Raw genomic sequence first — 23,846 nt, 5'->3', positions numbered from 1 at the left:
GCATCTGGACGCCATTGGGGGAGTGGGTTAGCTTCGCCCGCTATGAGGGGCTTGGGGAAGACGCGACGGAAGAGACTTACGAGGCATACGCACACGAGGCAGACAGAGACGAGGAGTTGGCGTACGGGGAGCTGGCGTATGGGGATTTGGCGTATGGGGAGCTGGCGTACGAGGCGTTTGGCGGTCTTAGGTGTGTGCGGCCTCGCTCTCGCCGCCGTGCCGGCGGTGCCCGCGCAGGCACAGGGACCGGACGGACGGCCGCCGCACTGGGAGCTCAAGGACAGCGGCACGGACGTACGCTTCCGCGGACTCTCCGCCGTCAGCCGGAACACCGCCTGGCTGGCCGGCTCGAAGGGCACCGTGCTGCGCACCTCCGACGGCGGCGCGAGCTGGCGGAACGTCTCGCCGCCCGGCAGCGGCGCGCTGGAATTCCGTGACATCGAGGCGATCGACGCCCGGCGTGCCGTGGTGCTGGCCATCGGCGAGGGCGAGGCCTCCCGGATCTTGCGGACCGACGACGGCGGCAAGACCTGGACCGAGTCCTTCCGCAATACCGACGCGAGAGCCTTCTACGACTGCCTCACCTTCTTCGACCGTCGCCACGGCCTGGCGATGAGCGACCCGGTGGACGGCAGGTTCCGCATCCTGTCGACCAGTGACGGCGGCCGTTCCTGGAAGGTGCTGCCGGGCGACGGTATGCCCGCGGCGCAGGAGGGCGAAGCGGGCTTCGCGGCCAGTGGGCAGTGCCTGGTGAGCTCGGGGCCGCGCGATGTGTGGCTGGCCACGGGCGGGGCCGCACGCGCGCGCGTGCTGCACTCCGCCGACCGTGGCCTGACCTGGACCGCCACCGACGCACCGATTCCCGCGGGCGACCCGGCGCGCGGTGTCTTCGCCGTCGCCTTCCGCGACCGTACGCACGGCATCGCGATCGGCGGCGACTACCGGGCCGACCAGGCGTCACCGCGGGCGGCCGCGGTGACCGGCGACGGCGGCCGCACCTGGGCGCCGGCCGCGAAGCCGCCGCCCGCCTACCGTTCGGGCGTCGCCTGGCTCCCGCACAGCCGCTCGGCCGCCCTCGCGGTCGGCCCCACCGGCACCGACCTCACCACGGACGGCGGCCGCACCTGGCGCACCCTCGACACCGGCTCGTACGACACCGTCGACTGCACGCCCGACCTGGGCTGCTGGGCCTCGGGTGAGAAGGGCCGCGTGGCACGGCTGGAACGCTGATGCGAGCGCGCTCGGCCCGTGCTTGGCTGGGAGCGGGGCCGCCTTGAGCAGCCATTCAGCAGTGAGGAGCGCGGTCATGCCACGTGGCTCGAGTCCCAAGCGGGAGCGGCAGTACGAACACATCAAGGAGAGCGCCCGCGAACGCGGCGAGAGCGAGCGGCGCGCCAAGGAGATCGCCTCGCGGACCGTCAACAAGGAACGTGCCCGGCGCGGCGAGTCCAAGACCGCGAGTCGTACGTCGACCGAGGACATCTCGTCCGGCCGGCGGGGCGGTCTGCGGTCCCACAAGGGAGCGGGAGGACCCACGTACGACCAGCTCTACGAGGAGGCGAAGAGCCGCAACATCGAGGGCCGCTCCAAGATGAACAAGGACCAGCTGTCTCGGGCTCTCGGGCGCTGAGGAGCCGTCACGGAGCCGGGGTCTGTGAGCCTGAGCCGAGGCGTCTGTCGAGGCCGGATCAGCCCAGCGTTTCGCGGTACGGCTCCAGCGCGGGCGCCGTCTTCGTCGCGACGAACTCGGTGATCCGGTACTCACACACGCCCGCGACCACGAAGGGGTCGCTCGCCGCGATCTTCTCGACCGCCGCGCGACTGTCGGCGACGGCCAGAATCACGCCACCGTCACGAGGGTTCTTGCGCCCGGACGCGAGGAAGGCCCCCGCCGCGTACTGCTGGTCGAGCCACCGGACGTGTTCCTCCAGAACGGCGTCGACGGCATCGATCGGGGCGGTGTAGGTCAACTCCAGTACGAACATGATCGCGAGCCTACCCGCCGCCCCCTCGGCTCCCCGTACGCTCGACGGCACCATGACGACCGTACGCATCCCCGCGGGCTGGCCCGCCACCGAAGACCAAGCGCGTGCCGTGCAGGACGAGTTGCGAGGGCGGGTGGTCCTCGACGAGCCGGGGCCCGCGCCGGGAACCGGCCGGGTGACGGGGGTCGACGTGGCCTACGACGACGAGCGGAACGTCGTCGTGGCCGCGGCGGTCGTCCTGGACGCCGCGACCCTCGACGTCGTGGCCGAGTCCACGGCCGTGGGGCAGGTGTCCTTCCCCTACGTCCCGGGGCTGCTCGCCTTCCGCGAGGTCCCGGCCGTCCTGGCCGCCCTCGACGCCCTGCCGTGCGAGCCGGGCCTGGTCGTCTGCGACGGCTACGGCCTCGCCCATCCTCGCCGCTTCGGTCTGGCCAGCCACCTCGGCGTCCTCACCGGCCTCCCGACGATCGGGGTCGCCAAGAACCCCTTCACCTTCGCGTACGAGGAGCCCGGCGCTCCGCGCGGCTCCTCGTCCCCGCTGCTCGCGGGCGAGGAGGAGGTCGGCCGCGCGCTGCGCACCCAGAAGGGGATCAAGCCGGTCTTCGTCTCGGTCGGCCACCGGGTGACGCTGGACAACGCCTGCGCTCACACCCTGCTCCTCGCACCGCGCTTCCGCCTCCCGGAGACGACCCGCCACGCGGACGCGCTGTGCCGCCGGGCCTTGAAGGCGACCTGACGGCGAATCTGCCTGCGCTGTTGATCACGGTGCCGACAACGGTGCTGATCACGGCTCTGATCACGTCTGCTGAGTACGTCTTCTGAGTACCTGTTCTGAGTATCTGCGCGGATGCCGGGCGCCGTCATGATCGGCAGGCTTTGCCGCATGACGACACACCGTGCCTCGAAGCCCGCCGCCAACCCCAGCCAGCCCGTCGAGCGTGCCGTGATGGCGGGACTGATTCTCGCGGTCCTCGCCGGAGTCGGCTGGATAGCCGGGATGATCTACACGGTCATGGGGTGGCCGCTCTGAGGCAGACGTCCCCGAACGGCACACCTAGGACCTGTCCGGGCGCGAGGCCGCGACCCGGAAGCTGATTCCCGCCTCGCGCAGGCGCTCGATGAGCGCGTCGCCCATGGCCACCGCCGTGGTGACCTGGCCAGAAGCCGGGGGAAGGTCGTCGAAGGCCAGGCACAACGCGGACTCGGCGAGCATCTTGGCGGTCTCCCCGTACCCGGGATCGCCGCCGGCGACCTCCGTGAAGACCTGACGTCCGCCGCCCTCGCCCACGAACCGCACCGAGAACCAGCTCTTCGCCCGCTTCTCCTCGCTCGGCCCTTCCCCGGGCTTGAGCCGGCCGGACAGCCAGCGCCGGGCGGGCGGCAGTTGCGCCGCCGCGAACACCGCACCGGCCGCGGCCACCCCGCCCACCGCGAACGGCAGCCGTTTGACGGCCGCGTAGTGCCGGTAGCGGAAGTCGGGCCCGTACCGCTCCAGGGCCCGGGCCGACCGCTGCACGATCCGCGGATCGATCGTGGGCAGCGGCAGCGCCCACATGCCCACCTCCTTGGCGTACCGCGGCGCGCTCTGTGGTGCGTACGCGCGTCGGCCGACCACCCGCGGCTCGTGCCGCTTCCGGTCCCGCGCCGCGGCCACCATGTGCCGCCCGCGGGAGAACTGGTTGAGGGCGGAGGCGAACGTGCCGCCCGAGAACATCGCCTCGGAGCGCACGAATCCGTCCACGGTCAGCGGCACCCCTTCGGGGAGCTGCTGGACGGTGAAGTACGCGCCCAGGTCGTGCGGAATCGAGTCGAACCCGCAGGCGTGCACGAGCCGCGCCCCGGTCTCACGCGCGCGTGCGTCGTGCCGCACATACATGAGGTCCACGAACTCCGGCTCTCCGCAGAGGTCCAGATAGTCGGTGCCGGCGTCCGCGCAGGCGGCGAGCAGTTCCTCGCCGTACTCGAGGTAGGGCCCCACGGTCGTGGCGAGCACGCGCGCGTGCTCCGCCAGTTCGCGCAGCGAGGCCGGCTCGGTGACGTCCGCCCGGAGCAGGGGCAACTCGGCGCAGGCCGGGTCGATGGAGGTCAGCCGATCGCGCAGCCGCTCCAGCTTCGCGGTGTCGCGCGCCGCGATCGCCCAGCGCAGCCCCTCGGGGGCGTGCGCGGCGAGATACTCCGCAGTGAGCGCACCGACGAATCCCGTGGCTCCGAAGAGCACGATGTCGTACATGCGCTCCGTCTTGTCCTGCTTGCCCATGGCACCTCTCAGCCGTGCACCTCGCGCCGTTGTCGGTGGCTGAGGCTAGCGTGAGGTACGAGTATCCGAACCAGGACCCCGTACGAGGAGCCGAACCAAGGGCCGGAGGCAGCCGTGACCGCGACCAGGAGTGCACTCAAGAAGTGGGAGCAAGTGCGTGAGTTCGCCCTCGGTCTGCCGGGCGCGGCCGAGGAGTTCCCCTGGGGCGAGAGCGTCGCGAAGGTCAACAAGAAGGTCTTCGTCTTCCTCGGGGTGGACGACGGCAGCTATCCGCTGGGCATCACCGTGAAGCTCAAGGACGACGCGGCGCACGCCCACGCGATGACCTCGCCGGGCGCAGAGCCCGCCGGGTACGGACTCGGGAAGGCGGGCTGGGTGAGGATCCCGCTGGAGGAGAAGGGCGCCCCGGCCGCGGAGCTGCTGTGCGACTGGGTCGAGGAAAGCTTCCGCACGATCGCCCCAAAGAAACTCATAGCGGAGCTGGACGCGCGCTGATTCCCCTGGAGGCACAGAGCTTCCAGAATGGGCTAAGCGCTTGCTTGCCGGGGTCTTGTGCGGTGTGGAACACGTTCTTAACATCGCTGATGTTACATCAGGAGTGTCACAGTGCTGGGGGCTTGATGGCAGAGGCAGGGACGGCGGGGACCGGCCCGCTCGCCGGGGTGCGCGTGGTCGAGCTGGCAGGCATCGGGCCCGGCCCGTTCGCCGCCATGCTCCTCGCCGACCTGGGCGCCGACGTGGTCCGCGTGGACCGGCCGGACGGCGTGGGACTCGCGATCAACCCGCACTACGACGTCACCAACCGCAACAAGCGGTCCGTGATCATCGACCTGAAGGCGACCGACGGACCCGGCCATGTCCTCGATCTGGCCGAACGCGCGGACGTCCTCATCGAGGGATACCGCCCGGGCGTCGCCGAGCGCCTAGGCGTGGGCCCCGGGGCCTGCCAGGGCCGCAACCCGAGGCTCGTCTACGGGCGAATGACCGGCTGGGGCCAGGAGGGCCCGCTGGCCCCGCGCGCGGGGCACGACATCGCGTACATCGCGCTGACCGGCACGCTCGGCATGATCGGTGAACCGGACAGGCCGCCGGCCGTCCCCGCCAACCTGGTCGGCGACTACGCGGGCGGCTCCCTCTACCTCGTCGTCGGCGTCCTCGCCGCCCTCCACCACGCCCGCGCGAGTGGCACGGGACAGGTCGTCGACGCCGCCATCGTCGACGGCGCCGCACACCTGGCCTCGATGATCCACGGCATGCTGGCCGCCGGCGGCTGGCAGGACCGGCGCGGCGCGAACCTGCTCGACGGCGGCTGCCCCTACTACGGCACCTATGAGACGGCCGACGGCCAGTACATGGCGGTGGGCGCGCTCGAGCGGCGCTTCTACGAGGAGTTCGTGGAGCGGCTCGGCATCATGGAACACGCCGCGGCCCACAAGGACCCGGCGCGCTGGCACGAACTGCGCGAGACGGTCGCGGCCCGCTTCAAGACACGTACGCGCGACGAGTGGACGGCGGTCTTCGAGGGCTCCGACGCATGCGTGGCGCCCGTCCTGTCGCTGCGCGAAGCGCCGCACCATCCGCACCTTGCCGCCCGCGGCACCTTCACCGACCACGACGGCATCACCCAGCCCGCCCCCGCGCCCCGCTTCTCCGCCACCCCCGCCGAGGTTCGCAGCGGGCCCGCGCGACCGGGCGCCGACACCGCCGACGTGGCCCGCGACTGGGACGTACCCGGCCTCCTGAAGGGCAGCCCTCAATGAACCGGCGGATCTTCGAGGGCCGAATAGCCGAAAGTACGTCGTCGCCGCCAAGGCCCTGACCGACGGCCGAATACACCCTCTACGGCGGGACGACCGAGATCATGAAGGAGATCATCGGCCGGTCCCCGCATGGCTGACCCCATGGAAAGGCTTACCAGTGAGCACCGAAGCGTACGTGTACGACGCGATCCGCACCCCGCGGGGCCGCGGCAAGGCGAACGGCGCCCTGCACGGCACGAAGCCCATCGACCTGGTCGTCGGGCTCATCCACGAGATCCGGAGCCGCTTCCCGGACCTCGACCCGGCCGCCGTCGACGACATCGTGCTCGGCGTCGTCGGCCCGGTCGGCGACCAGGGCTCCGACATCGCCCGCATCGCGGCCGTCGCGGCGGGTCTGCCGGACACGGTGGCCGGCGTCCAGGAGAACCGCTTCTGTGCCTCCGGCCTCGAAGCCGTCAACCTGGCCGCCGCGAAGGTCCGTTCGGGCTGGGAGGACCTCGTCCTCGCGGGCGGCGTCGAGTCGATGTCGCGGGTGCCCATGGCCTCCGACGGCGGCGCCTGGTTCGCCGACCCGATGACCAACCTCGCCACCAACTTCGTCCCGCAGGGCATCGGCGCCGACCTCATCGCCACGATCGAGGGCTTCACCCGCCGGGATGTCGACGAGTACGCGGCGCTCTCCCAGGAGCGCGCCGCCGCGGCCTGGAAGGACGGCCGCTTCGAGCGGTCCGTCGTACCGGTGAAGGACCGCAACGGCATCGTCGTCCTGGACCACGACGAACACATGCGTCCGGGCACGACCGCCGACTCGCTCGCGGGGCTCAAGCCGTCGTTCGCCGACATCGGCGACCTGGGCGGCTTCGACGCCGTGGCGCTGCAGAAGTACCACTGGGTGGAGAAGATCGACCACGTGCACCACGCGGGCAACTCGTCCGGCATCGTGGACGGCGCCTCGCTCGTCGCGATCGGCTCCAAGGAGGTGGGGGAGCGATACGGGCTGCGGCCGCGCGCCCGCGTCGTCTCCGCCGCCGTCTCCGGCTCCGAGCCCACCATCATGCTCACCGGGCCCGCGCCCGCGACCCGCAAGGCGCTCGCCAAGGCCGGGCTGACCATCGACGACATCGACCTGGTCGAGATCAACGAAGCCTTCGCGGCGGTCGTCCTGCGCTTCGCCCGGGACATGGGCCTGTCCCTGGACAAGATCAACGTCAACGGCGGCGCCATCGCGCTCGGTCACCCGCTGGGCGCCACCGGCGCGATGATTCTCGGCACCCTCGTCGACGAACTGGAGCGCCAGGACAAGCGGTTCGGCCTCGCCACGCTGTGCGTCGGCGGCGGCATGGGCATCGCCACCATCGTCGAGCGCGTCTGAACGTCCCGTCCCCTTACGGAGAAACAGCCATGACCGAGAGCACCACCATCCGCTGGGAACAGGACGAGACCGGCGTCGTCACCCTCGTCCTCGACGACCCCCACCAGTCCGCGAACACCATGAACCAGGCGTTCCGGGAGTCCCTCACCGCGATCGCCGACCGCCTGGAGGCCGAGCAGGACTCCGTCCGCGGCGTCATCTTCACCTCGGCCAAGAAGACCTTCTTCGCGGGCGGCGACCTGCGCGACCTGATCGCGGTCACCCCCGAAACCGCCCAGTTCACCTTCGAGCGGAGCCTCGCCGTCAAGCGCGACCTCCGCCGCATCGAGAAGCTGGGCAAGCCCGTCGTCGCCGCCATGAACGGCGCGGCCCTGGGCGGCGGCTACGAGATCGCCCTCGCCTGTCACCACCGCGTCGCCCTCGACGCCCCCGGCTCCAAGATCGGCTGCCCCGAGGTCACCCTCGGCCTGCTGCCCGGCGGGGGCGGCGTCGTGCGGACCGTACGGCTGCTGGGCATCGCCGACGCGCTGCTGAAAGTGCTCCTCCAGGGCACGCAGTACAGCCCGCGCCGCGCCCTCGACAACGGTCTCATCCACGAAGTGGCCACCACCCGCGAGGAGATGCTCGCCAGGGCCCGCGCCTTCATCGACGCCCACCCCGAGTCGTCGCAGCCCTGGGACCAGCCCGGCTACCGCATCCCGGGCGGCACACCCTCCAGCCCGAAGTTCGCGGCGAACCTGCCCGCCTTCCCGGCCAGCCTGCGCAAGCAGACGAACGGCGCGCCCTATCCGGCCCCGTGGAACATCCTCGCGGCCGCGGTCGAGGGCTCCCAGGTCGACTTCGAGACCGCCCAGGTCATCGAAGCCCGCTACTTCGTGGAGCTGGCCGCGGGCCAGACCTCCAAGAACATGATCCAGGCCTTCTTCTTCGACCTCCAGGCCGTCAACTCCGGCGCCAACCGCCCCCAGGGCATCGAGCCGCGCCAGGTCCGCAAGGTCGCCGTTCTGGGCGCCGGGATGATGGGCGCCGGCATCGCCTACTCGTGCGCACGCGCGGGCATCGACGTCGTCCTCAAGGACGTGTCGCCCGAGGCGGCGGCGCAGGGCAAGGGCTACTCCGAGAAGCTCTGCGCCAAGGCCGTCTCCCGGGGACGCACGACCCAGGAGAAGGCCGACGCCCTGCTCGCCCGCATCACTCCCACCGCCGCGCCGGAGGACCTCGCGGGCTGCGACGCCGTGATCGAGGCGGTCTTCGAGGACCCGGCGCTCAAGCGCAAGGTGTTCAAGGAGATCCAGCACATCGTCGAGCCCGACGCGCTGCTCTGCTCCAACACCTCGACCCTGCCCATCACCGCGCTGGCCGAAGGCGTCGACCGGCAGGGCGACTTCATCGGGCTGCACTTCTTCTCACCCGTCGACAAGATGCCGCTCGTCGAGATCATCAAGGGCGAGCGGACCGGTGAGGAGGCCCTGGCCCGAGCCTTCGATCTCGTACGGCAGATCAAGAAGACCCCGATCGTCGTCAACGACTCGCGCGGCTTCTTCACCTCCCGGGTCATCGGGCACTTCATGAACGAGGGCGTGGCGATGGTCGGCGAGGGCATCGAGCCCGCCTCCGTCGAGCAGGCGGCGGCCCAGGCCGGTTACCCGGCCAAGGTGCTCTCTCTCATGGACGAGCTGACGCTCACCCTGCCGCGCAAGATCCGTACGGAGACGAAGCGGGCCGTCGAGGAGTCCGGCGGCACGTGGGCCACGCATCCCGCCGAGGCCGTCATCGACCGCATGATCGACGAGTTCGGCCGCACCGGCCGCAGCGGCGGGGCGGGCTTCTACGAGTACGTCGACGGGAAGCGCGCGGGGCTCTGGCCCGGGCTGCGGGAGCACTTCACACGCGAGGGTGCGGACATCCCCTTCGAGGACATGCAGGAGCGCATGCTCTTCTCGGAGGCGCTGGACACGGTCAGGCTGCTGGAGGAGGGCGTGCTGACGTCTGTCGCCGACGCCAACATCGGGTCCATCCTCGGGATCGGCTTCCCCGGATGGACCGGTGGTGTCCTGCAGTACATCAACGGATACGAGGGCGGCCCCGGGGTGGGCGCCGGCCTGCCCGGCTTCGTGGCCCGCGCGCGTGAGCTCGCCGAGCGTTACGGGGACCGGTTCACTCCGCCGGCGCTGCTCGTGGAGAAGGCGGAGAAGGGCGAGCGGTTCAGCGACGCTTGAGTGTGGGCCGATGAGAGCCGTGCGGGAGTGGCTCAGGAATCCTTGAGCCACTCCCGCAGCTCGCCGTTCAGGGAGCGCTGGAACGTGGTCAGGAGCGCCTGCACCACGAGGGGCTGCATGTGCGCCGACAGGGACTTCACCGCCGCCATCGACTCGCGCTCGGACACCTCGGCCTGAAACAGCCGGGACAGTTCGCGGGCCGCCGCGCGCGTGTGCTCCATCAGGACAGCGCGCGCCGCGAGGATCGTCTCGTGCGCGATCGGTACGTCGAGCAGCTGAACGCCCAGCCGGAGCAGGCCCGGATCCACCCGAAACGCACCCGCGTCCTCGGTTCTGGCGAGGACGTTCATCGCGGCGAGCCGCTCCAGATCCTCCTCGCTCAGCGGGCGCCCGGCCCGGCGCTCCAGTTCGGCGCGGCTCAACTCCTCCGCCGAGTCGGGTGCCCACGAGGCCACCACCGCACGATGGATCGCCAGGTCATGGGCGCTCAGATCGCCCGGCAACTGCTCCAGGTACCGCTCGATCGCGGCCAGCGTCATCCCCTGATGCTGCAACTCCTCGATCAGCACGAGCCGGGACAGGTGCCGCTGCCCGTAGAACCCGACGCGGCGCGGACCGATCACGGGCGGCGGCAGCAGCCCCCTGGTGCCGTAGAAACGCACCGTACGAACCGTGACGCCCGCGCGCGCGGCCAGTTCGTCGACGGTGAGCGTCGGCTCCTCGGTGTCCGTCGCCATGGCTGCTCCTTCGGGTCCTTCGGGTCCTTCGGTATTTCCGGTACTACGTCAGTGCGGTGCAACAGTATTGCTGTCTCACCAGTGTTGTGAAAGCAGCGCTACGAGGCGATCGACACCGCGCTCGGGCTGCTCGCCGGCAAAGCGGTCGAACTCGGCGCCTCCGTGCACATGCCGCGCATCGGGGTGACGGTGTACGACCACGGGGACTGAGTGGAGTTCCCGGCCGCTCCCGGCACCTCTTCATGAGCACCGGTGACTTTCGGTCAACTCTGTCGCAGATGCGCGTTGTTGTGCACGCCTGATCGGGTAAGTCATGGCCATGGATCTCATTCCTTACCCCGTAGGCCCCCTCAACCCGAAGGTCCAGGACCTCCTCGTCGCGCTGGCGCTGTTCGCCGCTGTGTTCCTGTTCTTCGTCCGGGTGCTGCCCCGGATGCAACGGGTGCTCGATGCGCGGGACGAGGCGATCAGAGGCGCCGCCGAACACGCCGAGGCGGTACGGGCCCGCGCCGAGGAGAAGCGGGCCGAGGCGGTGGCGGTACTGGCCGACGCCCGGCACGACGCGGCCCGGATCCGCCAGCAGGCCTTCGAGGAGGGCGCCGCGGTCATCGCGGCGGCCCGAGCCGAAGGCCAGGACGAACGCGATGCCATCCTGGCCGAGGGCCGCGCCCGGATCGAGGCCGAATGTGCCGCCGCCGAGACCGAACTCCGCATGTCCGTCTCGGAACTGGCCTCGAACTTGGCGAGCCGCGTGGTGGGAGAACGGATCTCGGCTCCCATGGAGCCGAGATCCGGTCGCGCCCAGTAAGGGGCGCGGGGACTGCGTGGCCAGCCCCCATCGACCGCACCAACCCGGACCTCCGGGAAGCGCACAACCAGCCGCCCGGTTCAGAAGGCGTGCGCCATCAGCTCCGCGAACAGCGCGTGCTCGTCGGCATCGAGGCCCCGCGAGCGGAACCAGCCGCAGATGTTGGCGCAGTCGCGCTGGAGGAAGTTCATCCCGTTGGGGTTGCCGACCAGGTCGACGAACTGTGGCAGGTCGATGATGACCAGCCGCTCGCCCGCCGCCAGGATGTTGTACGCCGAGAGGTCGCCGTGCACGACGCCGTTCTGCACCATCGTCGCGAGCGCATCGGTGAGCTGCTCGAAGTACGCCGCCAGCAGCTCGGGTGAGGGGCGAACCTGGGCGAGCCGGGGCGCGGTCTCGACGGCGCCGTCCTCGTCGACGACGGTGATCCACTCCATCAGGATCTCGGTGCCGTCGATCTGGACCGGGTAGGGAACCGGCAGCCCGAGGTCCCAGAGCCGCACCAGCGCACCCCACTCGGACACCGCCCACTCGCCGGCCGCGACCTGCCGGCCGAAGGTGCTCTTCCGCTTGAGGGCCCGCTCGTCACGTGAGCGCTTCATCGAGCGGCCCTCGGTGTAGGACGCGGCGCGGTGGAAGGTCCTGTGCTCGGGAGAGCGGTACCGCTTGGCCGCCATGACCACGCCGGCGGCGGGGTCGAGCGGGTCGGCGCGCTCGACGAGGTGGACGTCGGCCTCCTTGCCGGTCTTGAGGACGCCGAGCTCGGTGTCGATCGCGCCCTGCGAGGTCACCACCCAGTCCGGGAGCGGCTCGGGGCCTCGGCAGAGGGGTTCGACGCTGAGCCAGGTCGACCAGCGCTGGCCGTCCTCGAGGTCGTCGTAGGCACGGAAGTCGAAGACGAACCGGTCGTCGACGTCGCCCAGGTCGTCCGGCGGCGGGACGTAGCGGTAGGGGTCGGTGATGAAGTCGTCAGGAAATGCCCGGTGCTGAGGGTGCTGAGGGTGCTGCGAGAGATCGTCGTGAGACATCGCTGGAGGTGCTCCATGAGGTGAGAGAGAGTCGGTCTGCGGGCAGGCCGAGGACAGTCGTAGTCACGGTCGTGCCTCCTCTCGTGGAGCACCGGGCAGCTCCCGGTGTCTCGCCCATGGTGAGGGGCGGACACGGGAGCGGCAACCGAATAAAGCCGGTCCGCGTCGAGCGGCCCCGGCGGTGCCGGGGGTTTCCGGCGTGATGCACTCCGCCACGAACTGAGCCAAGTCACTCCGCAGACCCTCGACCCGCCGCATGTCCACGGTCTCCCACATGCTCCTCACGAGCACAGACCGGAAGACCTGACGGAGTCCTACTAGTGCTCGTGCACCGAATTGGTCTGCGCGATCTTCTTCCAGGACTTCGGCTGAGCCGGTGTCGTCGCGGAGCGAGGAGCGATCGACGCTTCCCGAGCCGCGGGTTCGCTCGGCTTGGAGGCCTGGTAGAGCCAGGTGTCGAAGAGGGCGGCAAGGGGCTGGCCCGAGACCTTCTCGGCGTACCTCAGGAAGTCGCCGACGGTCGCGTTGCCGTGCGCGTACTGCTTCGGCCAGCCCTTCAGGATGGCGAAGAACGCCTCGTCACCGATCTCGTTCCGCAGCGCCTGGAGGGCCAGCGCCCCACGGTCGTACACGGCGATGTGGAACTGGTTCTCCGGCCCCGGATCCCCGGGCTTGACCGTCCAGAAGGCGTCGTCGGCCGGATGCGACGCGTACACGTAGTCCGCGATCTCCTGCGCCGTGCCCTCGCCCTCGTGCTCCGACCACAGCCACTGCGCGTACCGCGCGAAGCCCTCGTTGACCCAGATGTCCTTCCATCCGGCGACGGAAACATAGTCGCCGTACCACTGATGGGCCAGCTCATGGACGACGACGGACACGTTCGTCCCGTTCGCGAACTGGCGCGGGCTGTAGAACGGCCGCGTCTGCGTCTCCAACGCGTACCCGGTGGTGGTGAGGTTCGGGACATAGCCGCCGAGCGCGTTGAACGGGTACGGCCCGAAGTACTCGGCCAGCCAGTCGGCGATCTCCCCGGTGCGCTCGATGCTCGCCCGCGCGGCCCCGTAGTTGTCGCCCAGATCCTTGCTGTACGCGTTGACGATCGGGATGCCGCTCTCCGACGTCCCGGTCGTCACGTCGAACCTGCCGACCGCCAGCGTGGCGAGATACGTGGCCTGAGGCTTGTTGGACCGCCAGTTGTACCGCGTCCAGCCGAGCCGCGAAGTCGCCGACTGCAGCGTGCCGTTGGAGATCGCCTGCGTCCCGTCCGGCACCGCCACCGACACGTCGTACGTGGCCTTGTCCAGCGGATGGTCGTTGCTCGGGAACCACCACCAGGCCGCCTCGGGCTCGTTCGCCCCGACTCCGCCGTCCGGAGTGCGGTGCCAGCTGGTGAACCCGTACGCCTCCTTCGAGGACGGCACCCCGCTGTAGCGCACCACGACGGTGACGGCCGTGCCCTTGGGCAGCGGTGTCTTCGGAGTGATCTCCAACTCGTGCTCGCCGGAGGTCGTGAACGACGCCCTCGCGCCGTTGACCCTCACCTCGCTGACGTCGAGCAGGAAGTCCAGATTGAACCGCGACAGATCCTGCGTGGTGGTGGCCAGGAGGGTCGCCGTGCCCTCCAACTTGTCCGATTCAGGCTGGTACTTGAGCCGGAGGTCGTAGTGCGAGACGTCGTATCCGCCGTTGCCGTACGCGGGGTAGTAGGGGTCGCCGATGCCCGGCGCCCCAGGACTGTAGTCCGCCGCCGATGCCGGGATCGCCAGCATCAGGGAGGCGGCGAGCGCGCCCGGGGCGATCAGTCTGCGGTGCACAAAAGCTCCAAGTCGTCGGTGCCCAAGGTCAGTTCGCAGACTATTCATTCGCCGCGGTCCCGGTCGTGTCCACGGCCACCGCTGTCACACGATCGCCATTCGGCCGACATGAGCCAATCCGTCCCACGGACCTTCACGGCCTACTCGGGCCCAATCCGTCCGCCTGCCTCACCGACCCCGAACGGCCCTCTTTTGCCCGGGAGTTGACCGGGGTACCTTCCGCGCATGCCGATACGCGCGCGCCACATGCGCCTCACCACCTGGAGAACGTTCGCGACAGCGGCCATCGCCGCCCTGATGGCGACGTTGCTCACCCCGGTCTCCGCGCACAGCGCGCCACGGGAGAGCAAACCCGTCTACTCGTACGAGAACGCGATCCGCGAGTCCGTATGGGTCGACACCGGGCTCGACGGCGACTCGGACGGGAAGACGGACCGCGTCGCCGCCGACATCGTCCGGCCGCGCGAACCCGCCCAGCAGGGCCGCAAGATACCCGTGATCATGGACGCCAGCCCGTACTACGCCTGCTGCGGGCGCGGCAACGAGAGCCAGAAGAAGACGTACGACGCCCAGGGCGACGTCGTCCAGATGCCGCTGTTCTACGACAACTACTTCGTGCCGCGCGGCTACGCCTTCGTCGGAGTCGACTTCGCCGGCACCAACCGCTCCGACGGCTGCGTGGACGTCGGCGGCCGCTCCGACGTCCAGTCCGCGAAGGCCGTCGTCGACTGGCTGAACGGCCGGGCCAAGGGCTACACCTCCCGCACCGGCACCGTCCGCGCCAAGGCGGGCTGGACCAACGGCAACACGGGCATGATCGGAAAGAGTTACGACGGCACCGTCGCGAACGGGGTCGCCGCGACGGGAGTCGAGGGCCTGAAGACGATCGTCCCGATCGCCGGCATCTCCTCCTGGTACGACTACTACTTCGCCAAGGGCGCCCCGCTCTACGACTCCGGCCCCGACTGGCTGTCCGACTACGTCGAGAGCCCGGACGCCCGCGCCAAGTGCGCCGCCGTCCAGAAGCGCCTCGTCGACGAGGCCCCGCGCACGGGCGACTGGACGAAGCTGTGGACCGAGCGCGACTACGTGAAGGACGCCGGCAAGGTCGACGCGAGCGTGTTCGTCATCCACGGCATGCAGGACCTCAACGTCCGCCCCAAGCACTTCGGCCAGTGGTGGGACGCCCTCGCCAAGAACGGTGTCGAGCGCAAGATCTGGCTGTCGCAGACCGGCCATGTCGACCCCTTCGACTTCCGCCGCGCCGAGTGGGTGGACACCCTGCACCGCTGGTTCGACCATGAACTCCTCGGCTACGACAACGGCATCGACGACGAGCCCATGGCGGACATCGAGCGCGCCCCCGACCAGTGGGTCACGTCCACCGTCTGGCCGCCGCGCGGCACGGATTCCGTGAGCCTGCGCCCCGGCAAGGGCGAGCAGGCCGGCGTAGGGACCCTTGGGCTGCGTACCGGATCGGGCACCGAGACGTTCACCGACAACCCGCAGCAGAGCGAGACCGACTGGGCCGCGCAGATCGACCAGTCCACCGCCAGTAAGGCCGGATTCATCACCAAGCCGCTCATCAAGAGCCTGCGCCTGTCCGGCTCCTCGAAGGTGACGGTCACCGCCACGCCGAGCACCTCGACGGCCCACCTGTCGGCGGTCCTCGTCGACCTGGGCCCGTCCACCATCCGCGACTACGCGGACGCCGCCGAGGGCATCACCACGCTCACCGACCGCAGCTGCTGGGGCCCGAGCACCACGGGCGACAGCTCCTGCTTCAAGGAGACACAGGCCAAGACCGCGGACGTCGACTACACCGTCTTCAGCCGCGGTTGGGCCGACCTCGGCAACCACGCCTCGGACCTGAAGGGCGTCCCGCTCACCCCGGGCAAGCCGTACACCATCACCCTCGACCTGCACGCGAGCGACCACGTGATCCCGGCCGGCCACCGGCTGGCGCTGATCGTCGCGGGGACCGACAAGGATCTCATCGACCCGCCCTCGACCCAGCCCACACTCAAGCTCGACCTGTCCCGTACGACGGCCAGCGTGCCGCTCGTCGGAGGCAGCCAGGCCTTCACGGCCGCCACCTCGGGATCCGCTCATATCACGCCCGAGGCCGCCCTCGACGGCGTCGCCGACCCCCGCACCCCGCAGCGCGTCCCCGGAGGAAGCCGCTGATGACGCCCCGTCACATCAAAGCCATCGGCCTGTCCGCCGTGTCGGCGGCGGTGCTCCTCGGGCCACTCCTGACCGTGCCCGCCCACGCGGCCGCGACCCCGCCTCGTACCGGATTCGAGCGGACCGACGGCGCACGCTGGACCAGTCAGCCCGAGGAGCAGGACTTCCTGGCCGCCGTCGACAAGGCGAGCGGCCGGGTCTCCGTGAACCGGATCGGCACCACCCGGCAGGACCGCCCGCTCCAGCTCGTACGCGTCGGCAGCGGGCGCACCACCGCCCACACCGTGCTGCTCGTGTGCAGTCAGCACGGCGACGAGCCGTCCGGCCGCGAGGCCTGCCTCACCACCATCCGCGACCTCGCCTACGCGAAGGACGCACGCACCCGGGCGTTCCTGGACCGCACCACCCTGCTCGTCGTACCCACCGCCAACCCGGACGGGCGGGCCGCCGACACCCGTGGCAACAGCGACGGCGTCGACATCAACCGCGACCATCTCTCGCTGGCGACGGCCGAGGCCCGGGCCATGGCGGCCGTCATCCGCGACCGCAAGCCCGACGTGGTCTACGACCTGCACGAGTACGGGGCCACCCCGCAGTACTACGACAAGGACCTGTTCGACCTCTGGCCGCGCAACCTCAACACCGACGGGGCGGTGCACGACGAGGCGCAGACGTTGTCGGAGGGCTATGTGCGGCCCGCCGCCGGCACAGCGGGGTACTCGACCGGGACGTACGGCATCTGGACCGACCCCGAGACCGGCGACCCCATCAAACAGGTCGCGGGCGACGGGCAGGAACGGATCCTGCGGAACATGTCCGGCGTCAAACACGGGGTCGGTCTGCTCATAGAGAGCCGCGTCGACCCCCTGACCGACGCGGAAAAGGCCGACGAGGCGCTCAACAACCGGCGCCGTGTCCACTCCCAGCTGGCGGCACTGGACGGGCTGTTCGCCTACTCGGGCGAGCGCCGCACCCGGATCGAGGCGGCCACGTCGGCCGCCCGGCTCGCCGGCTACCGGGACAGTGGACCGGTCTACGTCGGCGGCGCCGACAACGACCCGGCCGAACCGTCCGAGATCATCCAGGACCCGCCCTGCGCCTACCGGCTCACCGCCGGGCAGTACGCGGATCTCAAGGACGAGTTCGCCCTGCACGGAGTCAAGGTGACAAAGGGCAGTGAGGGCATGTTTGTGCCCCTACGTCAGTCCATGCGGGCACTTGTGCCGCTACTCCTTGACAAACGCGCGCCCTATCACCTCGCGATCGGAGAGCCCGGCAACGATTGCTGACGCGATCGCTATTGGAAATCGCGCCTGTGGTAGATCGTAGAGACATGAACGACAGAGGAATAAGTGTCGCAACGGCTTTCGGGGGAAGGTGCCGCGGATGACAGAGGATCTGAAGAAGCGGGGAGGCCTGGGAGAGTCCGCGGACATCCCGGGCACCCCCGCCCATAACACCGACCGTGTGGTGTTCGGAGTCACCGCCGCGCTCACCGTCGCTTTCGTGATCTGGGGTGCGGTCGCGACCGACTCGCTGGAGAGCGTCTCGGGCGACATGCTCAGCGGCCTCATGCACAACGGCGGTTGGGCCTTCATGCTCGCCGCCTCCGGCTTCGTGGTCTTCGCGCTCTGGCTCGCGGTCAGTCGCTACGGACGGATCCACCTCGGTACGGAGGGCGAGGAGCCCGAATTCCGCACTGTGTCCTGGGTCGCGATGATGTTCAGCGCCGGCATGGGCATCGGCCTGATGTTCTACGGCGTGAGCGAGCCGCTCTCGCACTACACCACGCCCCCGCCGGGCACCAGCCCCGCCGACTCGGCGGAGCGCATGGAAACGGCGATGGCCACCACCCTCTTCCACTGGACGCTCCATCCCTGGGCGATCTACGCGGTGGTCGGTCTCGCCATCGCCTACAGCACCTTCCGCAAACGCCGGCGTCAGACGATCAGCGCGGTCTTCACCCCGCTCATCGGTGAGAAGCACGCGAACGGCAGCGCCGGCCGCGTGATCGACATCCTCGCGATCGTCGCCACGGTCTTCGGCTCCGCGGCCTCACTGGGCCTGGGCGCGCTCCAGATCGGCTCCGGCTTCACGGAGCTGAACTGGTTGGACGAGGTGAGCACCACGTTGCTCGTCACCATCATCGCCGTGCTGACGGCGGCCTTCGTCGCCTCGGCCGTCTCGGGCATCGAGCGGGGCATCCAGTGGCTGTCCAACATCAACATGGTGCTGGCGCTGGTGCTCGCCCTGTTCGTGTTCGTCGCCGGCCCGACCGTCATCATTCTCGATCTGCTGCCCACGTCGATCTTCGCCTTCCTGGGTGACCTGCCGCAGCTCGCGGGCCGTACCGACGCCAGCGGCGGCGAGGGCGTCGCGGACTGGCTGAGCAGCTGGACCGTCTTCTACTGGGCCTGGTGGATCTCCTGGACGCCCTTCGTCGGTATGTTCATCGCCCGCATCAGCCGCGGCCGCACCATCCGCCAGTTCGTCGGCGGCGTCATCCTCGTGCCCAGCACCGTCAGTCTGGTCTGGTTCGCGTTCTTCGGCGGTTCGGCGATGAAGCTCCAGGAGGGCGACCGGCTCTCCAAGGAGGCGACGCCCGAGGGGCAACTCTTCGGCGTTCTCCAGGAGTTCCCCATCGCGACGGCCACCAGCCTGCTCGTGATGATCCTGGTCGGCATCTTCTTCGTCTCGGGAGCCGACGCCGCGTCCATCGTGATGGGCACGCTCTCGCAGAAGGGTGCGCTCGAACCCGGCCGTCTCGTCGTGGTGTTCTGGGGCGTGGTAACCGGAGCCGTCGCCGCGATCATGCTCCTCATCGGCAGCGGCAAGGGCGACGCGCTCACCGGCTTGCAGAACCTCACCATCCTCGCGGCCGCGCCCTTCGTGGTCATCATGATCGGGATGTGCGTCGCCCTCATGCGTGACCTGCGCAAGGACCCGGTCATCGTGCGGAGCGCGATGGGTTCCGAGGCCGTCGAACTCGCCGTGATCCAGGGCCACAAGGAGTACGACGGCGACTTCGGACTCAGGGTCGGGCCCGGCCCCGGCACCGAGACGGAAGGGGATCCACTCGGGCACGAGCACCGCTGAGCCAGGCGTCAGCGGGAGGCGGCGAGCCGGGCCGCCTCCCGCGCGCAGCCCCACGCCACCGTGACGCCGGCCCCTCCGTGCCCGTAGTTGTGCACCAGCACCGAACCACCTGGCAGGAGTTCACGCTCGAGCCGTACCGCGTGGCGCGCGGGGCGCAGCCCCACGCGGTGCTCGAGGACCCGCGCCCCGGCGATCTCCGGTCGCACCGCGGCACAGCGCCGCACGATCTCCTCGGCCACCCCTGGGTCGGGCGTCAGCGACCACTCGCCCTCTTCCGCCGTCCCGCCGAGTACCAGCGTGCCTGGCTGCGGAAAGAAGTACGTCCCTTTGTCGCCGGAGTCCACCGCGGTCAGCCAGGTGGTCACGCCCGGGTTCTCCACGACGACGAGCTGCCCCCGCACGGGCCACATTCCTGGATCCGGTACGAGCTCCCGTGCGCCGAGCCCCGTGCAGTTGACCACGACCGGCGCCGCGACCTCCGCGAGATCCGTGACGTGCCGCTCCTCGATCGTCCCGCCTGCCCTGACGAACCGCTCGCGCAGCCAGGCCAGATGCACGGGCATGTCGATCATCGGCAGTCGCGCCCACAGTCCCGGCCCCGGCAGGGGATACTCCTCGGCCGTCGCCGCCCGCAGCCCCGGCACCCGCGCCGCCCACGGCCCCAAGTCGTCCAGCGATGTGCCGCCGTTTACGCCCTCGACCATCCGTACGCCGGTCTCGTCGGGCCGCGCCGCCAACTCCTCGTACACGGACAGTGATTGGAGTGCCCACTCGCCGACGAGTGCCTCCGGCTCGATGCGGTACGGCCACCACAGCGCGCCCGCAACAGCCGAGGTGGTCCGCTCGGCCGGCTCCCGCGTCCAGATTCTGACGCGCAGGCCGCTCTCCGCGAGGACGACGGCTGTCGTCAGCCCTATGACGCCGCCACCGACCACTGTCACGTCACCGCTCAGCTCACTGTTCACAGGCGGACGTTAACGGAATGTGCCATGCCGTGCTCACATCACCCCCAGTCTGGGGATACTCACACCATGTCTGCCGAGTACGCGACCTTCGGCCTGGCACCGGCCATGCGTGCCGGTGGAGTCCTTGCCAACGGTGACTACCAGGTACACCGGGATTTCGTGGACTTCATCGTCAACGGACAGCCGCTGCTGTTCCAACTCTCCGACCTCGACGCCGTGTCCCCCCTCGCCTCCGACGTGCCGCCCGCGATCTTCACCGCGCAGGTGCGCAGTCTCCTGCTGGAAGCCGACGCCCCGTTGGAGGGCGGTCGGTACGTGATCTACGGCTGTCCCGAATGCGCGGACCTCGCGTGCGGTGCCGTCACCGCGATGATCGAGAAGCTGGGCGAGGACTATGTGTGGCGCGACTTCGCCTGGCAGACGGACGAGCGGGCGGATCTGGAGCTGAACGGCTATCACGGCATCGGCCCGTTCCGCTTCCGCGGCGCCGAGTACCGTGAGGCGCTGGGCTCCCTGCTCACAGGCCCCGGCGGCGAGCGTCGCCGTGTCCTGCTGATCGGTGCGCGCGTCGCCGTCCTCGCCAAGCTCGCCGCCGCCCTGCGCACCATCGGCATCGGCGCCGAGATCACCCGGGACGCCGCCGACGTCCCCGCCGATGAACTGCGCACCTACGGCGCCGTCGCCTTCGGCCGAGCCGTCGGTGAGCAGGAGCGTGCCTCCGTACGGCAGGCCTTCGAGCGCGCCGGCGTCGAGGTCGCGTACGTCGACGGACTCGCCCCGATCATCCCGCTGCTCGTCGCGCAGATCGAACACGCCCTGGACCGCAGCCCCCGGGACCAGCGCCGCCTCACCCGCCTGGTCGCCGCCGACGGCGAGGCGGGCGTGGAGGTCACCTCCACCTGCCGGGTGCAGCTGATCGCGTACCGGCTGGACCGGCTGTACCGCACGCACGCGTACGAGGTCTTCGACGGCGTCCTGGACGCAGGCCGGCACCGGCTCGCGCTGGACGCGAAGGCCACGAAGGGGGAGGCCTTCATCGTGGCGCGGACGTCGGGGAGCGTGCTCGTGGAGGCGATGGCGCGCTGAGGGCGGGGGCGGTGGCGGTGGCGCGGAGAGTCGGTGGCGCGCTGAGGGTGGGGCGGTGGGCGTGGAGAGGCGGTAGGCGCGGAGAGACGGTGGTGAGGAGTAGATCCGGGCGCTGATGTGTGAGCCGGGCGATTAGGATCTGCTCCCTGATGACTGCCACTCTCGTCGCCAAGAATCTCGCCGCCGGTCACGGCGACCGCTCCCTCTTCTCCGGGCTCGACCTCGTCGTCGCGCCCGGCGATGTGATCGGGCTGGTCGGTGCCAACGGCGCGGGCAAGTCCACGTTGCTGTGCCTGCTCGCCGGGCTGCTCACGCCCGAGCAGGGCGAGCTGAGGCTCTCCCCGCCGGGCGCCACCGTCGGGCATCTGCCGCAGGAGCCGGACCGCCGGCCCGGCGAGACCGTGCGGGAGTTCCTCGCCCGCCGCACGGGTGTCGCCGAGGCCCAGCGCGTGATGGACGAGGCCACGCAGGCGCTCGTCGACGGGGCACCGGGCTCGGACGACGCGTACGCGACCAGTCTGGAGCGGTGGCTCGGTCTCGGCGGAGCCGACCTCGACGAGCGGGCCGAGGAGGTCGCCGACTCCCTCGGCCTCGGTGTCGGCCTGGACCAGCCGATGACGTCGCTGTCCGGCGGCCAGGCGGCGCGCGCCGGACTCGCCTCCCTGCTGCTCTCCCGGTACGACGTCTTCCTGCTCGACGAGCCGACCAACGACCTCGACCTGGACGGCCTGGAGCGCCTGGAGCGCTTCGTGGGCGGGCTGCGCGCGGGCACGGTCGTCGTGAGCCACGACCGCGAGTTCCTCAGCCGCACCGTCACCAAGGTCCTCGAACTCGACCTCGCTCAGCAGCAGATCACGCTCTACGGCGGCGGATACGAGGCCTATCTCGAGGAGCGGGACGTGGCACGCCGGCACGCCCGCGAGGACTACGAGGAGTACGCCGACAAGAGGGCCGCGCTCGAAGGGCGGGCCCAGATGCAGCGCGCCTGGATGGACAAGGGCGTCAAGAACGCGCGGCGCAAGGGGGGCAGCGACAACGACAAGATCGGGCGCAAGTTCCGCAGCGAGGCCAGCGAGAAGCAGGCCGCGAAGGCCCGGCAGACCCAGCGCATGATCGAACGGCTCGACACCGTCGAGGAGCCGCGCAAGGAGTGGGAACTGCGGATGGAGATCGCCGCGGCGCCACGATCGGGTGCCGTGGTCGCCACCCTGCGCGACGCGGAGGTGCGCCGCGGTGACTTCACCTTCGGCCCGGCGACGCTCCAGATCGACTGGGCGGACCGCGTGGCCGTCACCGGCGCGAACGGTGCGGGCAAGTCCACGCTGCTCGCCGCCCTGCTGGGCCGCGTGCCGCTGGACGCGGGCCATGCCGCCCTCGGCTCGGGCGTGATCGTCGGTGAGGTCGACCAGGCCCGCAAACTGTTCCACGCCTCGCAATCGCTGCTCGACGCGTTCCGTGCGGCGGTCCCGGACACGGAGCCGGTCGAAGTGCGCACGCTCCTCGCCAAGTTCGGCCTCAAGTCCGACCATGTGCTGCGCGCCGCCGCGAGGCTCTCACCGGGGGAGCGCACCCGCGCGGCTCTGGCCCTGCTGCAGGGCCGCGGCGTCAACCTCCTCGTCCTGGACGAGCCGACCAACCACCTGGACCTGCCGGCGATCGAGCAGCTGGAGTCGGCCCTGGACGCGTACGAGGGCACGCTGCTCCTGGTCACCCACGACCGGCGGATGCTCGACGCGGTGCGGACGACACGGCGGCTGGAGGTCGCGGACGGCAAGGTGACGGAGCGCTGACGGAGCGCTGACGGAGGCTACCCCGGGCGTGCGGCCAGGCGCCGCGCCAGGGTGGGGTAGTCGATGACGTACCCGTCCGCGTCGAACTCCAGGTCTCTGTGGAAGTCGCCTGAGGCGAAGTGGACCCGCCCGCCGTGATCGGTCCGTGCGAGATGCGTGTAGGTCTGCCGGGACGCCCGCACGGCCAGATCCGGCACCGAGACCCAGGCCATCAGGAAGTCGCCCGTCCCGGCTGCTCCCGGCGCCCGATGGAGCCCGTGGCGCAGCACCGGCATCGTGTTCGTGAGCGGACACAGTCCCAGGTCGCAGTCGAGGGCGCCGTCGACCTCGGGCAACCGCCTCTCGTCGGCGGTCCAGCGTCCTTCGCCGTCGTGCCGCAGGTCGAGTACACGGGTCCCGGAGGCGGACTCGGCCGTCACCCGCAGCCGACGCGTCACGAAGCCCTCGGCGGTGTCGAGTTCGTACGAGATCCAGTACGGCTCCGGAGCAGTACCGACCGCCCGCCCTCGAGCCCGCAGCGTGCTGCCGTAGCGCTCGACCCAGGCGGTCTCGTACCCCCTGCTTTCAATGACTTCCCAGGTGAGAACACGTGAGACGGACATGCAGCCACTGTACGGGCGCGCCCCTTCAGGGGCGCAGCCCCCGTTTCGGGAAGGGGTGGGCTTGGGGAAAGAAACCCCCAGCCCACCTACCCGCAGCGTTCAGCCGCGCCCCCGTCCGCCCTTCGGATCGACCAGCCCGG

Annotated in this window: 21 protein-coding genes and 1 pseudogene; 15 read left to right on the top strand and 7 right to left on the bottom strand. The window is 70.3% G+C overall.

Going from position 1 to position 23,846, the window contains the following annotated elements; translation table 11 throughout:
* The first annotated feature begins 138 nt into the window (after positions 1-138).
* Both FGD71_RS41990 and FGD71_RS41985 read left to right on the top strand, forming a co-directional pair.
* A complete protein-coding gene (locus tag FGD71_RS41990; protein WP_420878398.1) occupies positions 139-1,230 on the top strand; it encodes a YCF48-related protein in 1,092 nt (363 codons plus the stop codon).
* Between the two features lie 76 nt (positions 1,231-1,306).
* Positions 1,307-1,630, top strand: a complete 324-nt coding sequence (locus FGD71_RS41985) for a plasmid stabilization protein (RefSeq protein ID WP_119105840.1) — start codon at positions 1,307-1,309, stop codon at positions 1,628-1,630.
* 58 nt (positions 1,631-1,688) lie between these two features.
* On the opposite strand, the gene FGD71_RS41980 is transcribed toward FGD71_RS41985, so the two are convergent.
* Positions 1,689-1,985: a YciI family protein gene (locus tag FGD71_RS41980; protein WP_119105839.1), complete on the bottom strand. Its 297-nt coding sequence runs from the start codon at positions 1,983-1,985 to the stop codon at positions 1,689-1,691.
* Positions 1,986-2,037: 52 nt separating this feature from the next.
* Between FGD71_RS41980 and FGD71_RS41975 the strand changes: the two genes are divergently transcribed.
* Both FGD71_RS41975 and mmpA read left to right on the top strand, forming a co-directional pair.
* Positions 2,038-2,721, top strand: a complete 684-nt coding sequence (locus tag FGD71_RS41975; RefSeq protein ID WP_119105851.1) for an endonuclease V — start codon at positions 2,038-2,040, stop codon at positions 2,719-2,721.
* A 147-nt stretch (positions 2,722-2,868) separates the two neighbouring features.
* Positions 2,869-3,015, top strand: coding sequence for a morphogenic membrane protein MmpA (mmpA, locus tag FGD71_RS47760; RefSeq protein WP_162931372.1), 147 nt, complete (start codon positions 2,869-2,871; stop codon positions 3,013-3,015).
* A gap of 24 nt (positions 3,016-3,039) precedes the next feature.
* On the opposite strand, the gene FGD71_RS41970 is transcribed toward mmpA, so the two are convergent.
* Positions 3,040-4,242, bottom strand: coding sequence for a saccharopine dehydrogenase family protein (locus tag FGD71_RS41970; RefSeq protein WP_119105837.1), 1,203 nt, complete (start codon positions 4,240-4,242; stop codon positions 3,040-3,042).
* Positions 4,243-4,356: 114 nt separating this feature from the next.
* Between FGD71_RS41970 and FGD71_RS41965 the strand changes: the two genes are divergently transcribed.
* From FGD71_RS41965 to FGD71_RS41950, 4 genes are all read left to right on the top strand, one after another.
* Positions 4,357-4,737: an MmcQ/YjbR family DNA-binding protein gene (locus FGD71_RS41965; protein ID WP_119105836.1), complete on the top strand. Its 381-nt coding sequence runs from the start codon at positions 4,357-4,359 to the stop codon at positions 4,735-4,737.
* Positions 4,738-4,862: 125 nt separating this feature from the next.
* A complete protein-coding gene (locus FGD71_RS41960) occupies positions 4,863-6,002 on the top strand; it encodes a CaiB/BaiF CoA transferase family protein (RefSeq protein ID WP_119105835.1) in 1,140 nt (379 codons plus the stop codon).
* A 157-nt stretch (positions 6,003-6,159) separates the two neighbouring features.
* Positions 6,160-7,374 carry an acetyl-CoA C-acetyltransferase gene (locus FGD71_RS41955; protein WP_119105834.1) on the top strand — a complete coding sequence of 405 codons (1,215 nt, stop codon included), beginning with the start codon at positions 6,160-6,162 and terminating at the stop codon, positions 7,372-7,374.
* 29 nt (positions 7,375-7,403) lie between these two features.
* Positions 7,404-9,593, top strand: coding sequence for a 3-hydroxyacyl-CoA dehydrogenase NAD-binding domain-containing protein (locus FGD71_RS41950; RefSeq protein WP_119105833.1), 2,190 nt, complete (start codon positions 7,404-7,406; stop codon positions 9,591-9,593).
* A gap of 32 nt (positions 9,594-9,625) precedes the next feature.
* Here FGD71_RS41950 and FGD71_RS41945 read toward each other — a convergent pair whose 3' ends face one another.
* Positions 9,626-10,330 carry a MerR family transcriptional regulator gene (locus FGD71_RS41945; RefSeq protein ID WP_119105832.1) on the bottom strand — a complete coding sequence of 235 codons (705 nt, stop codon included), beginning with the start codon at positions 10,328-10,330 and terminating at the stop codon, positions 9,626-9,628.
* Between the two features lie 96 nt (positions 10,331-10,426).
* On the opposite strand from FGD71_RS41945, the pseudogene FGD71_RS49470 reads away from it, so the two are divergent.
* Together FGD71_RS49470 and FGD71_RS41935 are read left to right on the top strand one after the other, a co-directional pair.
* A pseudogene (locus FGD71_RS49470) lies at positions 10,427-10,540 on the top strand (Appr-1-p processing protein); the annotation flags it as partial.
* A gap of 109 nt (positions 10,541-10,649) precedes the next feature.
* On the top strand, positions 10,650-11,138 hold the full coding sequence (locus FGD71_RS41935; RefSeq protein ID WP_119105850.1) for a F0F1 ATP synthase subunit B family protein: 489 nt from the start codon (positions 10,650-10,652) through the stop codon (positions 11,136-11,138).
* Positions 11,139-11,218: 80 nt separating this feature from the next.
* Here FGD71_RS41935 and FGD71_RS41930 read toward each other — a convergent pair whose 3' ends face one another.
* Positions 11,219-12,166 carry a serine protein kinase RIO gene (locus FGD71_RS41930; RefSeq protein WP_119105831.1) on the bottom strand — a complete coding sequence of 316 codons (948 nt, stop codon included), beginning with the start codon at positions 12,164-12,166 and terminating at the stop codon, positions 11,219-11,221.
* 317 nt (positions 12,167-12,483) lie between these two features.
* On the bottom strand, positions 12,484-13,980 hold the full coding sequence (locus tag FGD71_RS41925) for a M1 family metallopeptidase (protein ID WP_181359381.1): 1,497 nt from the start codon (positions 13,978-13,980) through the stop codon (positions 12,484-12,486).
* 225 nt (positions 13,981-14,205) lie between these two features.
* Between FGD71_RS41925 and FGD71_RS41920 the strand changes: the two genes are divergently transcribed.
* From FGD71_RS41920 to FGD71_RS41910, 3 genes are all read left to right on the top strand, one after another.
* A complete protein-coding gene (locus FGD71_RS41920; RefSeq protein WP_119105829.1) occupies positions 14,206-16,167 on the top strand; it encodes a Xaa-Pro dipeptidyl-peptidase in 1,962 nt (653 codons plus the stop codon).
* Positions 16,167-17,456, top strand: a complete 1,290-nt coding sequence (locus tag FGD71_RS41915; RefSeq protein ID WP_119105828.1) for a M14 family metallopeptidase — start codon at positions 16,167-16,169, stop codon at positions 17,454-17,456. Before FGD71_RS41920 ends, FGD71_RS41915 begins: the two co-directional genes overlap by 1 nt.
* A 97-nt stretch (positions 17,457-17,553) precedes the next feature.
* Entirely contained in the window at positions 17,554-19,263 is a 1,710-nt protein-coding gene (locus tag FGD71_RS41910) for a BCCT family transporter (RefSeq protein ID WP_119105827.1), read from the top strand.
* A gap of 8 nt (positions 19,264-19,271) precedes the next feature.
* Here FGD71_RS41910 and FGD71_RS41905 read toward each other — a convergent pair whose 3' ends face one another.
* Positions 19,272-20,228 (bottom strand): FAD-dependent oxidoreductase, encoded by a 957-nt coding sequence (locus FGD71_RS41905; RefSeq protein WP_162931373.1) that lies wholly within the window; start codon positions 20,226-20,228, stop codon positions 19,272-19,274.
* Between the two features lie 66 nt (positions 20,229-20,294).
* On the opposite strand from FGD71_RS41905, the gene FGD71_RS41900 reads away from it, so the two are divergent.
* Both FGD71_RS41900 and FGD71_RS41895 read left to right on the top strand, forming a co-directional pair.
* Positions 20,295-21,314 carry an oxidoreductase gene (locus tag FGD71_RS41900; RefSeq protein WP_119105826.1) on the top strand — a complete coding sequence of 340 codons (1,020 nt, stop codon included), beginning with the start codon at positions 20,295-20,297 and terminating at the stop codon, positions 21,312-21,314.
* A gap of 149 nt (positions 21,315-21,463) precedes the next feature.
* Complete coding sequence (locus FGD71_RS41895) at positions 21,464-23,104, top strand: ABC-F family ATP-binding cassette domain-containing protein (protein ID WP_119105825.1); 1,641 nt, start codon at positions 21,464-21,466, stop codon at positions 23,102-23,104.
* A 17-nt stretch (positions 23,105-23,121) separates the two neighbouring features.
* Here the strand turns inward: FGD71_RS41895 and FGD71_RS41890 are convergent, their stop codons facing one another.
* On the bottom strand, positions 23,122-23,706 hold the full coding sequence (locus FGD71_RS41890) for a putative glycolipid-binding domain-containing protein (RefSeq protein WP_119105824.1): 585 nt from the start codon (positions 23,704-23,706) through the stop codon (positions 23,122-23,124).
* Positions 23,707-23,846 lie beyond the last annotated feature (140 nt).

Origin of the sequence: Streptomyces sporangiiformans, from assembly GCF_005768555.2 — a bacterium.
In the GTDB taxonomy this organism is placed as follows: domain Bacteria; phylum Actinomycetota; class Actinomycetes; order Streptomycetales; family Streptomycetaceae; genus Streptomyces; species Streptomyces sporangiiformans.
This window is presented reverse-complemented; position numbering and strand designations above follow the sequence as displayed.